This is a genomic window from Pseudomonas protegens CHA0 (assembly GCF_000397205.1).
Classification (GTDB): domain Bacteria; phylum Pseudomonadota; class Gammaproteobacteria; order Pseudomonadales; family Pseudomonadaceae; genus Aquipseudomonas; species Aquipseudomonas protegens.
On the sequence record NC_021237.1, the window covers coordinates 4,952,300 to 4,966,755 of the forward strand.

Below are 14,456 nucleotides of genomic sequence, written 5' to 3' on the forward strand. Positions count from 1 at the left end.
CGAAGTATACAAAATTAAAATTGGATAAAATATCCAAAAACAAAGACCAATCCGATCACTATAAAAAAGAAACCAAGGTGCACACATGAAAAAGATAAAGCCCAGACCCATTTGATAGATTGAATAACCTGAGGATCAGAATTAAAGCTACCAGCAGCGAGGAATACATCCAAAAGCCCCATCGCCAGTTAGTAATAAGAAATAGCAAAAGAAAATGTTATTAGAAAAAATAGTGCTTGATGCCCCCCCAAAAAACAAAAAACCTCATCAGCAAAACGAATGAAGTTTCTATTGTTTGAAAAGGGTTATCAACCCCGCATCCAGATAGTCATATAACTTTATATAAAACCAAGTATCGCCATCTGTATAAAATTAACGTACAGCAATACTCTGAGAAACAAATCCTATGGCCCGCAGCACCACAAAAAACTCAGCTAAACACAATACCTCTTTAAGAGACCTTGATTTCGCCAAAAGCATTTAGAATGCTAAAAAACAAAAAAAGAGATAACTATATAAACATCCAAACCATAGAGATTTAGATAAGTCATCTCTTCTCCAAATTATCGATTTTTCAATTTAGGACCAACCAGCCTTCGCACACCAAGTGTGTTGAGTACTTTTTTGGGCCGGAGGCAATATATATTGCGCAGCAAGAACAATGAACGCTTCAGCGAAAATCTATTAGTAGACCTTAGCATAGCCAAAAACGTAACAAAGTAGTTTGCATATAGATCACATCGTAAAACTTTATAGCTATCAAAATAACGCTCAATATCATCAAAATAGATAGAGTATGCCTTTAACTTTCCTGATTGTGTGGATAGATACGAACCCGCAGATGGATTGCATCTATACTTAACCAAAGTTTGGTTTATATAAACAGCCTTTCCTTCGGGAATTAAAGAGTCCATAGCAAAAAACCACTCCATAAACTCACGTTTTATAACCGTTTTCCTTGAACTTCTTCTATATGCATACGAACTATGGACAGCAACTGACCCCCAACGAGCAAGCTCCTCCCCCGAAACATCTATTGATCTTTCGGCAGAGTCTGGAAATTGTGTATCAGACAAGTATTTATCATCATCAGAAAAGTATACTGCTTTATGGAAGACGACATTGACTTGAGCATCTTCCTGAAACTCCTTATATTGAAGAGCTAACTTTCCAGGGAGCATTACATCATCACCATCAAAATGGAAAACGATGTCGCCTGAAGCCATTGAGTGTAAACCAAGATAGTTTAAGGCAGGCCCTACATTTTCTGAGCGGAGGTTTAGTTTGAGTCTTCCCTCATGCAAACGAGAGTACTCAAGAAGAACCTCTTGAGTTCTATCAGTAGAACAATCATCAGAGACTATAACTTCACACTCGAAATTTATTTCTTGCGACAGGATACTATCAAGACACTCTACAATATAGCGCTCTTGATTGTAGCAAGATACGACGACAGTAGCTGATAACATTATACTTCCCTTCTCCTATAGAGAAAAAAACCTGATACGGCAACCACAAAATATACAATATTCATCAACAAAGTAGCTAGGAATACACCTTTTAGACCGAGCCCCAAATTAAGAAAAATAGAGCTGGCACTAAAAAAGAATATCCCCTGCAGCAATTCGCTTACGATATAGATTTTCAGTGCAGCCTTGGCTATAACTACAAAACCGATAACATAAGTCGAAACACGAAAAAAATCCGCAATTAATTGATACTTAATCAATGACTCTAATGACTCAAAATCACTCGATAATATTATTGGTATAATTTGCACTCTTAATAAAAAGAAAATGCTCGCCCCAAAAAGAAAAACAAACATCACGACTGCCATGAATCTCAACACTAAACTTGCGATTTCTTTTCTATTATTACTTCCTGAGATTGTAGGCATAAAATAGACTGCAAGGAATATGGTAAAAAAACCCATATATGCACTTGAAACTTTAATCGCCCCTTGCCATATTCCAGCTGACGCATAGCCTATGTGATTGATAATCTGTTGCCGAACTAGTATTTCTATCAGAGGTACGCTCACTGCTCCCACCAGGGCCATGGAAGTAAAAACGGATAGCCTTCTTATAGCTAGCGCATTAATCTTTGTTTTAATTTTGGCTCTAAAGAAAAAAGACCTACGATAAAAAAAATATGCTGGAATTGAATAAATAAGAAACATCAAAACCATTGAAATTGCGGCACCTACCAGCTGATAAAATCCAATTAGGAACCAGCTGATCGGTACAACTAGAACATTTCCTGATATCTGAATAAGTGCATATGTTTTAGTATCACGCAGCCCATTAGCGACACCGCACACTAGATTAACAAATGCAAAACCAAACTGAGCAAAAAATAAAAAAACTATTATTTTATAATATTCCTCGCTCTTAAAAATATAACCCGAGATATCTTGCGAAAAACAAACTCCAACTATACAAAAAAAAGTACAAAACAAAAGAGAGTATAATTTTGCTGAACCAATAAACTCAGCCAACCGTCGAGGTTGTTTTTTATACTCTGCTACATATTTGATCACTCCATTAGATATGCCGCCACCGGCCATCAGAGATAGCATAGCAACGAGACTCATAAAGTTACCCAGCAACCCCATACCACCAGCACCTAAATAAACCGCAATCAGTTTTATCAAAATAAAACCAACTGCGATTTTAGATGTTTGAGAGGCGACAGTTAAAGCAGCACTCTGTAATGCATGTTTTCGACTAACTAAAATTCGACTTGCATTACTAGCAACATGCATTGACAGCCTCGACGACAGCATCCACTACAGTAGTTCTCTCGAGATCAGTCATTCCATACCAAATTGGAAGTCTGATTAAACGCTCGCTCTCAGATGTTGTAAATTTATCCTTACCAACAAAAGCACCAAGTCGAATACCCGCTGGAGCAGAGTGCAATGGAATATAGTGGAATACCGCACCAATCCCATTATTCTTTAAATACTCTAAGACCTTTGTCCTAATACCAATATCAGGAAGCTTAACGTAAAACATATGAGCATTACTTATACATTCTGCGGGAATTATAGGCAGCTCTAGCTTCCCATTAGCTGAAAGCTCACTGAGATTTTCATAAAAAAATCTCCATGTTTTAATCCTAGACTCTTTTATTTCTTCAACTTTTTCAAGCTGGCCATACAGATAAGCTGCTTGAAGTTCCCCAGGAAGGTAACTACTGCCCAAATCCACCCAAGTATACTTATCAATCATTCCTCGAAAAAATAGATTTCTATTCGTCCCTTTCTCTCGAATGACTTCAGCCCTGAGTATAAAACTTTCATCATTTATAATTAATAAGCCGCCTTCGCCACCACTTGTATAGTTTTTTGTTTCATGAAAACTATAAGCTGCCATATGCCCTATTGTCCCTAAGGGTCTTCCTTTATAGAAAGATGTCATTCCCTGTGCGGCATCTTCAATCACATACAATCCATAATGATTTGCTATACCCATTATTGTATCCATTTCACAAGCAACACCGGCATAATGAACTGGAACTATGGCTTTGGTATTCTTTGAGATAGCCGCTTCAATAAGCGTCTCATCAATATTCATCGTATCTGGACGAATATCTACAAAAATAATTTTTGCCCCCCTTAGAGCAAACGCATTCGCCGTACTTACGAAAGTATAGCTAGGCATAATTACTTCATCACCCGGCTGAATATCGATTAACAAAGCAGACATTTCTAAAGCTTGAGTGCAGGAAGGGGTTAATAGAGCTTTTTTGCAGCCCAAACTTTCTTCAAACCATTTTTGGCAAAGGATGGTGAATTTTCCATCACCGGACATCTTATCACTGCGCATAGCTGATATCACATACTGATCTTCACTTCCAGTATATGGTGGCTTGTTGAATGGGATATTCATTTTTCGTTTACATCCTTTAGCCAAAATACTTTTACATTTATTTAAAATAGTTAACCAATCTATAACTCATTACAAGCATATAACTTAAAAGTTACCACCCAACAATAAAGATATTTCACATAAAGTATAAAATCATCTTGATTCCGTAGCATATACGAATAGTTTTTCAGCATCCTGCAACTGTTAGCTAGCTTACGCCAGTTTCACAACATGTGGCTTGCACTCAATAACATTTAAATTATACACAACTATCGGAAAATCTTAACCTTTACGGACTATTTTTAGCCTTGGATGGTCAAAATTCCACGCTCCCTTCCTCTCTGCAAAAGCTCATCGCGCGAGAGATGCCCCTTCATCATGCACACGAAAGCGACTTCTTATAATGATAAAGAGTAACAGACAGAGCCCCCCCCCCCTAACCCCGCCCCTACGAGAACCTCAATCAGGATGATGAACATTTTTTATGGGTGTATGGGATTACCTATGCTGGCCATAGGTCCGTCTTTCAAACAAACTGATAATTCATCAGACTCAACAACCACTGAACTATAAAATATTTTTTGAACTAGTAGATATCGAAGCTCGTCAGCAAATAAACCCTTGTCTCTATTTTCTTCATTTCCTGCTTCATTAGTTTTCTTCTTAAGCGAAACCGAAGCCCCTGTACCATTTAGTGTAGAGCCCAACGCAAATATACTTGAGACATCTAGCGCCCTCCTAAGATCATCTACAGCTTCCTCCCCTTCAACCTCTCGCCGAATATCAATTTGTTTTGCCTAATAACCAGCTCGCATAGCAGCATCTGCATTTATATTAGACGCAACCTCACTTGCAGTCTTCCTCATAACAAGATCATATGACCCCCAGCAAAAACACCAAGTCTTCTCCCTCAGGACCTCTAAAAGTCACAAGAACCGGTTTAGGAGTCTCATTATCTTTAGAATCATTTCCTGCAGCTCGCTTTATAAATAGTTCATTAAACGAGATTCTCTCTGAGAACTCCTCATAGCTATTTATGCTTGAGTTAATTTTATATTTTTGCTCACTTTAGACGACCTCAGAATATGCTCCCAGAAAACTCTCTAAGATAGTTATCAGATCGAGCGTTACGAATAAATGTAGAGTAAATTTTAGCGATCGCTTCACGTATAGTATCTTCATCTTTCAGAAAGCTATAACCGATAATCGAAACGTCCCTAACCCCTGGTGGGTACAATAAAATTCGAGCTTCGTAAGCGGGCTTGATAATAAAAGCGAAAACAGTAAAAATAAACGTCACAACTAATATACTGAATAAAAACAGCAACCGTTCAAACCATAAAATCCTTAGCAAGGTGAAGAGCTTTATTCGAATAGGGGAGAAAACCTCAGAATGATCTGTTTCTATAGCCATTTAAAGACTCTGAGCAGCACATTGATAATAACTAGCCATTCCCGGACCAAGATTCACTTATAGATATATAGAATATAAAAAATACTCCCCCTTAACCAACATTCAAGCAGAGATAACTTTAATATTTATCTTAGAATTTTAAAATATATATCCGCAACTTCAAAAAACAGAATTCAAAATGAGCGACATATAACTTTAAGTGCAACTTCCATTATTTAAATTTCTTCTTCATTGACACGATCTCTCAACTCTTTACCCGGTTTGAAATGAGGTACAAACTTGCCATCCAGACTGACTGATTGACCAGTTTTTGGATTTCTGCCTACGCGAGGAGCACGATAGTGAAGAGAGAAACTACCAAATCCTCGAATCTCAATTCGATCACCGGTAGCCAGACACTGTGACATCTGTTCAAGCATGGTCTTTATCGCCAACTCGACATCCTTGGATGAGAGCAGCCCTTGATGGGTGACAATTCGTTCGATCAACTCCGACTTCGTCATATTTTTCCCTTCTTTTTCAAGCAGCTAGGTCAGTGCTTCAAAGGTTTTAGCATGCTCTGAGGGTTTTGAACAGCCCATCTACCACACTGATACAAACTCCTTTTTTTGCAGAAGATGCAGTGACAAAAACACAAAGCGGCCCTATCGACACATGACCAACATCGTTCGAGTCAGATAACCCGCCGGATTCCAACCGAAAGGATAATCCCCCTCCTCATCCTTGGCATCACTGGATTTTGTAATGACCTTGTAGCCATTGGCCTTACACTCACGTGCAGCACGCTTGTAGCATTTGTCCCAATCCGACCCCAGCCCCGAACAGTCGATCTCTATGCCACTGACCCCGCGCACCGCGTGGGTCTTTACACTGGTCGTACACCCTGCCAAAAGAAGAATCAAAACCACTACACCCAACCTGCTCATACTCTTCCTTAAGGCAGCTTATGCTGCTTGAATAATGCACCCATTGGGTACCTAGACCCTGACACGGCAGCCAACCCACCTAAGAAAGAGACAACTCATTGCACAGATTGGTTTCCCCAGCACTCCGCTGAGCTTCTCGAATTTCAGGCATAAAAAAGGGCGACCGAAGTCGCCCTTTTTATGGTCTGACAGAACTTAGTTCTGCTTTTCCATTTGTGCACGCAGCAGGTCACCCAGAGTGGTAGGACCAGCAGCGATATCCGAAGCAGCTGGCTTGTCGCGCAGGCTCTGGATAGCTTCTTTCTCGTCTTCAACGTCTTTCGACTTGATCGAGAGCTGGATTACACGGCTCTTACGGTCAACGCTGATGATCTTGGCTTCAACTTCTTCGCCTTCTTTCAGAACGTTACGCGCATCTTCGATGCGGTCACGGCTGATTTCGGAGGCTTTCAGAGTAGCTTCGATATCGTTAGCCAGGGTGATGATGGCGCCTTTGGCGTCAACTTCTTTTACAACACCCTTAACGATTGCGCCTTTGTCGTTCTCTTGGACGTACTCGGAGAACGGATCGCTTTCCAGTTGCTTGATACCCAGGGAGATACGCTCGCGCTCTGGGTCAACCGACAGGATAACGGTGTCCAGCTCGTCGCCCTTCTTGAAACGGCGTACGGCTTCTTCGCCCACTTCGTTCCAAGAGATGTCGGACAGGTGAACCAGACCGTCGATGCCGCCGTCCAGACCAATGAAGATACCGAAATCGGTGATCGACTTGATGGTGCCGGAGATCTTATCGCCCTTGTTGAACTGGCCAGAGAAGTCTTCCCATGGGTTGGACTTGCACTGCTTGATGCCGAGGGAGATACGACGACGCTCTTCGTCGATGTCCAGAACCATAACTTCCACTTCGTCGCCGACTTGTACGACTTTCGAAGGATGGATGTTCTTGTTGGTCCAGTCCATTTCCGAAACGTGTACCAGGCCTTCCACGCCTTCTTCCAGCTCAGCGAAGCAGCCGTAGTCGGTCAGGTTGGTTACACGAGCGGTAACGCGGGTGCTTTCTGGGTAACGAGCCTTGATAGCAACCCATGGATCTTCGCCCAGTTGCTTCAGGCCCAGGGAAACACGATTGCGCTCGCGATCGTACTTCAGAACCTTGACATCGATCTCGTCGCCAACGTTGACGATTTCGGAAGGATGCTTGATACGCTTCCAAGCCATGTCGGTGATGTGCAACAGGCCATCGACGCCACCCAGATCGACGAATGCGCCGTAATCGGTGAGGTTCTTGACGATACCTTTGACTTGCTGACCTTCCTGCAGGGATTCCAGCAGAGCTTCACGCTCAGCGGAGTTCTCGGCTTCGAGGACGCTGCGGCGGGAAACGACAACGTTGTTGCGCTTCTGGTCGAGTTTGATGACTTTAAACTCGAGCTCTTTGCCTTCCAGGTGCGTGGTGTCGCGCACTGGACGGACGTCAACCAGAGAACCTGGCAGGAACGCACGGATGCCGTTAACGTCGACAGTGAAGCCGCCTTTAACCTTACCGTTGATAACGCCCTTGACCACTTCTTCGGCTGCGAAGGCTGCTTCCAGAACGATCCAGCATTCAGCGCGCTTGGCTTTTTCACGGGAGAGCTTGGTTTCACCAAAGCCGTCTTCAACCGAATCCAGAGCAACGTGAACTTCATCACCAACATTGATGGACAGTTCGCCAGCATCGTTGTAGAACTGCTCAAGCGGGATCAGCGCTTCAGACTTCAGACCAGCGTGAACGGTTACCCAACGCGCTTGGTAGTCGATGTCGACGATAACACCGGTGATGATGGAGCCTGCCTGAAGGTTCAGGGTTTTTAGGCTTTCTTCAAAGAGTTCCGCAAAGCTTTCGCTCATTTTAATTCCTGTTGATAAGGGCGAAGAATCCGCCCATCTGCCACATCCCAGACGATGTGGGTTACGTTCATATAAAAGAACGATCGCAGGACTATGACTGGTCCCCTGCAATCCTTCTTGTTCACCCGGCGATATCGCGAATGGCGATTTCACTCAAGATGCGTTGCAACACCTGATCAATGGACAACTCCGTGGAATCCAGCTGTATGGCGTCAGCCGCCGGCTTGAGCGGGGCCACCGCTCGCTGGGTATCGCGCTCATCACGCGCACGTATCTCATCTAGCAGACTCGACAGACTAACACCATCGACCTTTCCCTTCAACTGCAAGTAACGGCGACGAGCACGCTCCTCGGCACTGGCAGTCAGGAAAATCTTCAACGGAGCGTCGGGAAACACCACGGTTCCCATGTCACGGCCATCGGCAACCAACCCTGGCGGCTCCTGAAAGGCACGCTGACGCTGCAGCAGGGCGTCTCGCACAGCAGGCAACGCCGCAACCTGAGAAGCCCAGGCCCCGACCTGCTCGTTGCGCAGGTCATCCGTCACGTCATCACCCTCAAGAATGATCCGCTGCGGATGGTTCTCAGTAGCTCCGAGAAACTGCACATCCAGGTGAGCCGCCAACAATTTCAGCGACTCTTCGTTGGTCAGATCGACGCCATGATTGCGCGCAGCGAACGCCAGCAGCCGGTACAGCGCTCCGGAGTCCAGCAGACACCAGCCCAGATGCTTGGCCAGCTTGCCAGCAATGGTGCCCTTACCCGAACCACTCGGCCCATCGATGGTGATCACCGGCGCCTTGATATTCACGACTGAGCCTCTTGCGCGACACGGATCCCCACCTGCGCGCAAAGCGCAAGGAAGTTCGGGAACGAGGTCGCGACGTTGGCGCAGTCATGAATGCGGATCGGCGCGTTGGCGCGCAGCGAGGCAACACTGAAAGCCATGGCGATACGGTGGTCACCATGCCCATGAACCTCCCCGCCACCGATCTGGCCACCCTCGATGATGATGCCGTCCGGGGTCGGTTCGCACTTGACCCCCAGGGTCAGCAGGCCATCAGCCATCACCTGGATACGGTCAGACTCCTTGACCCGCAGTTCTTCAGCGCCACGCAGCACCGTGCGCCCTTCGGCGCAAGCGGCCGCGACGAACAACACAGGGAACTCATCGATTGCCAGCGGCACCAACTCTTCGGGAATCTCGATCCCCTTGAGCTTGGCGGCGCGCACATGCAGATCGGCAACCGGCTCGCCACCCACTTCGCGCTGGTTTTCCAGGCGAATGTCAGCGCCCATCAACCGCAGGATATCGATCACACCTGTACGGGTCGGGTTGATCCCCACGTGCTCCAGCACCAGTTCGGAACCTTCGGCAATGGATGCAGCCACCAGGAAGAACGCCGCGGAAGAAATGTCCGCAGGCACTTCAATATGGGTTGCCTTGAGCTTGCCGCCGGATTCGACCGAGGCCGTGGCGCCGTCGACACTCACCGAGTAGCCGAAGCCACGCAGCATGCGCTCGGTATGGTCACGGGTCGGAGCCGGCTCGGTGACCGTGGTTTTCCCTTCGGCATATAAACCTGCCAACAACAGGCAGGACTTAACCTGCGCACTGGCCATCGGCAAGGTGTAGGTCAGCCCCTTGAGCTTGTGACCGCCACGAATCACCATCGGCGGGCGACCCTCGGCAGCCGTCTCAATGACCGCGCCCATTTCCCGCAGCGGGTTCGCCACACGATTCATCGGACGCTTGGACAGGGACGGATCGCCAGTCAACGTGCTGTCGAAGCTTTGTGCAGCCAGCAAGCCTGACAACAGGCGCATCGAGGTACCGGAGTTCCCCAGGTAGATCGGCCCTGGAGCCGGCTTCAAGCCGTGCAAGCCAACACCATGAATGGTCACACGACCATGATGCGGCCCTTCGATGACCACGCCCATGTCGCGGAAAGCCTGCAAGGTTGCCAGAGCATCTTCGCCCTCGAGGAAACCTTCCACTTCAGTGGTGCCCTCAGCCAGCGAGCCAAGCATGATCGAGCGGTGAGAAATCGACTTGTCGCCCGGTACACGAATCCGCCCAGACAGGCGGCCACCAGGATTTGCCAGGAAAATCAGATCGTTGGAGTTCATAGCGTCCACATAGGCCCGGCGGGCCAGGATTTTACCGAAATGCTCGCGGGCAACCCGGGCGCGAGTGAATACGCCCAACAATTGATGCCCGTCCCCTGCATCGACCGCATCACGCAGAGCGTCGAGGTCGTTGCGAAATGTATCGAGTGTGCGCAGTACCGCCTCGCGATTGGCAAGGAAGATGTCGTGCCACATGACCGGGTCGCTGCCGGCGATTCTCGTGAAATCGCGGAACCCGCCCGCAGCGTAACGGAAGATATCGAGATTTTCACTGCGCTTGGCCAGGGAATCGACCAGACCGAACGCCAGCAGGTGCGGCAAATGGCTGGTCGCCGCCAGGACTTCATCGTGACGCTCGACCTGCATGTGCTCGACATCCGCCCCCAGCTCACGCCAAAGCCTGTCGACCAGGTCCAGCGCCGCGGCATCAGTCTGCTCCAGAGGCGTCAGGATCACCTTGTGTCGACGAAACAGCTGCGCGTTGGAGGCTTCCACACCACTCTGCTCGGAGCCCGCAATGGGGTGCCCCGGGACAAAACGTGCAGGCATGCCGCCAAAAGCTTCTTGTGCAGCGCGCACCACATTGCCTTTGGCGCTACCGACGTCGGTCAGCACCGCCTGGCCCAGATCCATGCCGGCAAGCAGAGCCAGCAGCTTTTCCATGGCCAGGATCGGCACCGCCAGTTGAATCACATCGGCACCCTGGCAAGCCAGGACCAGATCCTCTTCACAGCGATCCACCACCCCCAGTTCGACCGCCAACTGGCGGGACTGCGGATCCAGATCGACACCGACTACCTCACGACACAGGCCACTTTCACGCAAACCCTTGGCAAAGGAACCGCCAATCAACCCCAGGCCGATCACCACCAGGCGACCGATCATAGGCACAGCAGATTGCATTGGAATGACATCAAGCACGGGCCAGAACCTTGGCCAAAGCCTCAAGGAAACGAGTATTTTCCGCCGGCAGGCCGATGGTGATGCGCAAATGATTTGGCATGCCGTAGTTGGCCACCGGACGCACGATCACCCCCTCGCGCAACAACCCCTGGAAGATCGGCGCAGCCTCACGCCCCAGGTCCACGGCAATGAAATTGCCCTTGGAAGGAATCCAGCTCAGGCCCAGATCACGGAACCCCGCCTCCAACTGCTGCATGCCGGCCTCGTTAAGACGACGACTCTCGGCCAGGTAGTCCACATCCTCAAGTGCGGCGCAAGCCGCAGCCAAGGCCAGGCTGTTGACGTTGAAAGGCTGGCGCACGCGGTTCAGCACATCCGCCACCACCGGGGTCGACAGCCCATAACCGACCCGCAGGGCCGCCAGGCCATAGGCCTTGGAGAAGGTTCGCGAAACCAGCAGGTTCGGGTAGGCCGCCAGGAAGTCCAGGCCATCCGGCAGGTCGCTGCCTTCGGCGTACTCGATATAGGCCTCGTCCAGCACCACCAGCACGTGGGCCGGTACATCCTGCAAAAACTCGTCCAGCTCCTCGGCACCGAACCAGGTACCGGTCGGGTTGTTCGGGTTGGCGATGAACACCACGCGGGTCCGATCATCGATCGCCTTGAGCATGGCTGGCAGGTCATGCCCCCAGTTCTTGGCCTGAACCACGCGAGCCTGGGCTCCGACAGCCTGGGTAACGATGGGGTAGACGGCAAATGCGTGCTCGCTGAACACCGCATTCAAGCCAGGCGCCAGGTAGGCACGAGCCACCAGCTCCAGAATGTCGTTGGAACCGTTGCCCAGGGTCACCTGGTCGATTTCCACGCCGCAGCGCTCGGCCAGCAGGGACTTGAGGGCAAAACCATTGCCATCCGGATAACGGGGCAGCTCGGCAAGCTCGTCACGAATCGCCGCCAGGGCCTTGGGGCTGGCGCCCAGCGGGTTTTCATTGCTCGCCAGCTTGACGATGGTGGCCGGATCGATGTCCAGCTCACGGGCCAGTTCGTCCACGGGCTTGCCCGGAACGTAAGGCGAAAGTTGTTGCACGCCTGGTTGTGCCAGTGCGAGGAAGTCGCCACTCATTGTTAAAGCCTCAGAGAACCGCTTTCGGGTAGGAACCCAGCACCTTGAGTGCTACTGCTTCCTGACTGATCTTTTCCAGCACACCCTTGACCAACGGATCACGGTGGTGGCCGACGAAGTCGATGAAGAACACATAGGTCCATTTACCACTGCGCGAAGGTCGGGTCTCGATTCGCGTCAGGTCGATGCCATTGTCGTGGAATGGCACCAACAGCTCGTGCAAGGCACCGGGCTTGTTACTCATGGACACGATGATCGAGGTCTTGTCGTCGCCGGTCGGCGGCACTTCCTGATTACCGATCATCAAAAAGCGCGTGGAGTTGTCCGGACGATCCTCGATTTTCTCTGCCAGGCGCGTCAGGCCATACAGGCCTGCCGCCATGTCGCCGGCGATCGCCGCCGAATTCCACTCGCCCTTGACCCGCTTGGCCGCCTCGGCGTTGCTGGACACCGCCACGCGCTCGACATTCGGGTAATGGGCGTCCAGCCACTTGCGGCACTGGGCCAGGGACTGGGCATGGGAATAGATGCGACTGATGCTGTCGGTCTTGGTGTTCTCGCCCACCAGCAGATGATGGTGAATACGCAGTTCGACTTCACCGCAGATCACCATGTCGTGCTCGAGGAAGCTGTCGAGAGTGTGGTTCACCGCACCCTCGGTGGAGTTTTCCACCGGCACCACGCCGAAGTTCACGGCGCCGGCCGCCACTTCACGGAACACCTCGTCGATCGCCGCCATCGGCTTGCTGATCACCGCATGACCGAAGTGCTTCATGGCCGCAGCTTGGGTGAAGGTACCTTCAGGACCGAGGTAGGCCACTTTCAATGGCTGCTCCAGGGCCAGGCACGAAGACATGATTTCGCGGAACAAGCGCGCCATCTCTTCATTGCCCAGCGGCCCCTGGTTGCGCTCCATCACCCGCTTGAGCACCTGGGCTTCACGCTCGGGACGATAGAATACCGGCACTTCGCCTTCGGCGAGAGAGCCCATCTTGACCCGCGCCACTTCCTGGGCACAGCGCGCGCGCTCACTGATCAGCTCCAGGACCTTCTCGTCCAGGGCGTCAATACGCAGGCGCAGGGCCTTGAGTTCTTGCTCAGACATCAGCCGTGTTCCTTCTCGAACTCCGCCATGTAGGCCACCAGCGCATTGACTGCGTTGATGTCCACGGCGTTGTAGATGGAAGCGCGCATGCCACCCACCGAGCGGTGGCCCTTGAGGTTCAACAGGCCGCGAGCCTCGGCGCCCACCAGGAACGGTTTGTCCAGGCGATCGTCGGCCAGACGGAACGGTACGTTCATCCAGGAGCGGTCAGTCTTGTTGATCGGGTTGCTGTACAGGCCGCTGGCGTCAATGAAATCGTACAGAGTGCGCTGCTTGGCCTCATTGAGCTTGGCGATGGCTTCAACCCCGCCCTGCTCCTTGAGCCATTCGAACACCAGGCCGGACAGATACCAGGCCAGGGTCGGCGGCGTGTTGTACATCGAGCCGTTGTCCGCCGCGACCTTGTAGTCGAGCATGGTCGGGCACAGCGAACGGGCGCGTCCCAGCAGGTCTTCGCGAATGATGTTCACCAGGATGCCGCTGGGGCCGATATTCTTCTGCGCGCCAGCGTAGATCATGCCGAAACGGGAGATATCCACAGGGCGCGAGAGGATGTCGGACGACATGTCGGCCACCAGAGGAACGTCGCCGGTTTCCGGGATCCAGTTGAATTCCAGGCCGCCAATGGTTTCGTTCGGCGCGTAATGCACGTAGGCCGCATCTTGCGACAGCTGCCATTCGTTCTGGCCGGGAATTGCGAAATAGTTGTAAGGCTTGGCAGTGGCCGCCACATTCACCTGCCCGTAGCGGGAGGCTTCTTCAATGGCTTTCTGCGACCAGATACCGGTGTCGACATAGTCGGCCTTGCCACCCTCGGGCAGCAGGTTCAGTGGGATCTGGGCAAATTGCTGGCTGGCGCCGCCTTGCAGAAACAGCACTTTATAGTTCGAGGGGATATTCAGCAGATCACGCAGATCCTGCTCGGCCTTGGTGGCAATGGATACGAACTCATCGCTGCGATGGCTCATTTCCATGACCGACAGGCCCTTGCCATGCCAATCCAGCAATTCGGCCTGGGCACGCAACAGGACAGCTTCAGGTAGCGCAGCGGGACCTGCGCAGAAGTTATAGGCTCGTTTGCTCACATCCACTC

General features: G+C 50.3%; 12 protein-coding genes. All 12 read right to left on the bottom strand.

Annotated features, from left to right (window positions below; genetic code table 11):
- Window positions 1-563: 563 nt before the first annotated feature.
- The 12 genes from PFLCHA0_RS30945 to serC all read right to left on the bottom strand — a co-directional run bounded on the left by PFLCHA0_RS30945 (window position 564) and on the right by serC (window position 14,448).
- Window positions 564-1,469 (bottom strand): glycosyltransferase, encoded by a 906-nt coding sequence (locus tag PFLCHA0_RS30945; protein ID WP_015636567.1) that lies wholly within the window; start codon window positions 1,467-1,469, stop codon window positions 564-566.
- A complete protein-coding gene (locus PFLCHA0_RS21870; protein ID WP_172621752.1) occupies window positions 1,469-2,764 on the bottom strand; it encodes an O-antigen translocase in 1,296 nt (431 codons plus the stop codon). The genes PFLCHA0_RS30945 and PFLCHA0_RS21870 overlap by 1 nt, the downstream gene beginning before the upstream one ends.
- Window positions 2,751-3,893, bottom strand: coding sequence for a dTDP-4-amino-4,6-dideoxygalactose transaminase (rffA, locus tag PFLCHA0_RS31370; RefSeq protein WP_015636569.1), 1,143 nt, complete (start codon window positions 3,891-3,893; stop codon window positions 2,751-2,753). The genes PFLCHA0_RS21870 and rffA overlap by 14 nt, the downstream gene beginning before the upstream one ends.
- 1,057 nt (window positions 3,894-4,950) lie before the next feature.
- Entirely contained in the window at window positions 4,951-5,286 is a 336-nt protein-coding gene (locus PFLCHA0_RS32390) for a Wzz/FepE/Etk N-terminal domain-containing protein (RefSeq protein WP_077934601.1), read from the bottom strand.
- 215 nt (window positions 5,287-5,501) lie between these two features.
- Window positions 5,502-5,789 carry an integration host factor subunit beta gene (gene ihfB, locus PFLCHA0_RS31380; protein WP_015636570.1) on the bottom strand — a complete coding sequence of 96 codons (288 nt, stop codon included), beginning with the start codon at window positions 5,787-5,789 and terminating at the stop codon, window positions 5,502-5,504.
- A gap of 141 nt (window positions 5,790-5,930) precedes the next feature.
- Window positions 5,931-6,212, bottom strand: a complete 282-nt coding sequence (locus PFLCHA0_RS32015; protein ID WP_015636571.1) for a hypothetical protein — start codon at window positions 6,210-6,212, stop codon at window positions 5,931-5,933.
- A gap of 195 nt (window positions 6,213-6,407) precedes the next feature.
- Window positions 6,408-8,102, bottom strand: a complete 1,695-nt coding sequence (rpsA, locus tag PFLCHA0_RS21885; RefSeq protein ID WP_007931318.1) for a 30S ribosomal protein S1 — start codon at window positions 8,100-8,102, stop codon at window positions 6,408-6,410.
- A gap of 121 nt (window positions 8,103-8,223) precedes the next feature.
- A complete protein-coding gene (gene cmk, locus PFLCHA0_RS21890) occupies window positions 8,224-8,913 on the bottom strand; it encodes a (d)CMP kinase (RefSeq protein WP_011062580.1) in 690 nt (229 codons plus the stop codon).
- Window positions 8,910-11,117 (bottom strand): bifunctional prephenate dehydrogenase/3-phosphoshikimate 1-carboxyvinyltransferase, encoded by a 2,208-nt coding sequence (locus tag PFLCHA0_RS21895; protein WP_041752460.1) that lies wholly within the window; start codon window positions 11,115-11,117, stop codon window positions 8,910-8,912. Before PFLCHA0_RS21895 ends, cmk begins: the two co-directional genes overlap by 4 nt.
- Before the next feature lie 28 nt (window positions 11,118-11,145).
- Window positions 11,146-12,258 (bottom strand): histidinol-phosphate transaminase, encoded by a 1,113-nt coding sequence (gene hisC, locus PFLCHA0_RS21900; RefSeq protein ID WP_015636573.1) that lies wholly within the window; start codon window positions 12,256-12,258, stop codon window positions 11,146-11,148.
- A gap of 10 nt (window positions 12,259-12,268) precedes the next feature.
- Entirely contained in the window at window positions 12,269-13,363 is a 1,095-nt protein-coding gene (gene pheA, locus PFLCHA0_RS21905; RefSeq protein WP_011062583.1) for a prephenate dehydratase, read from the bottom strand.
- A complete protein-coding gene (gene serC / locus PFLCHA0_RS21910) occupies window positions 13,363-14,448 on the bottom strand; it encodes a 3-phosphoserine/phosphohydroxythreonine transaminase (RefSeq protein WP_041120697.1) in 1,086 nt (361 codons plus the stop codon). The genes pheA and serC overlap by 1 nt, the downstream gene beginning before the upstream one ends.
- Window positions 14,449-14,456: the final 8 nt, after the last annotated feature.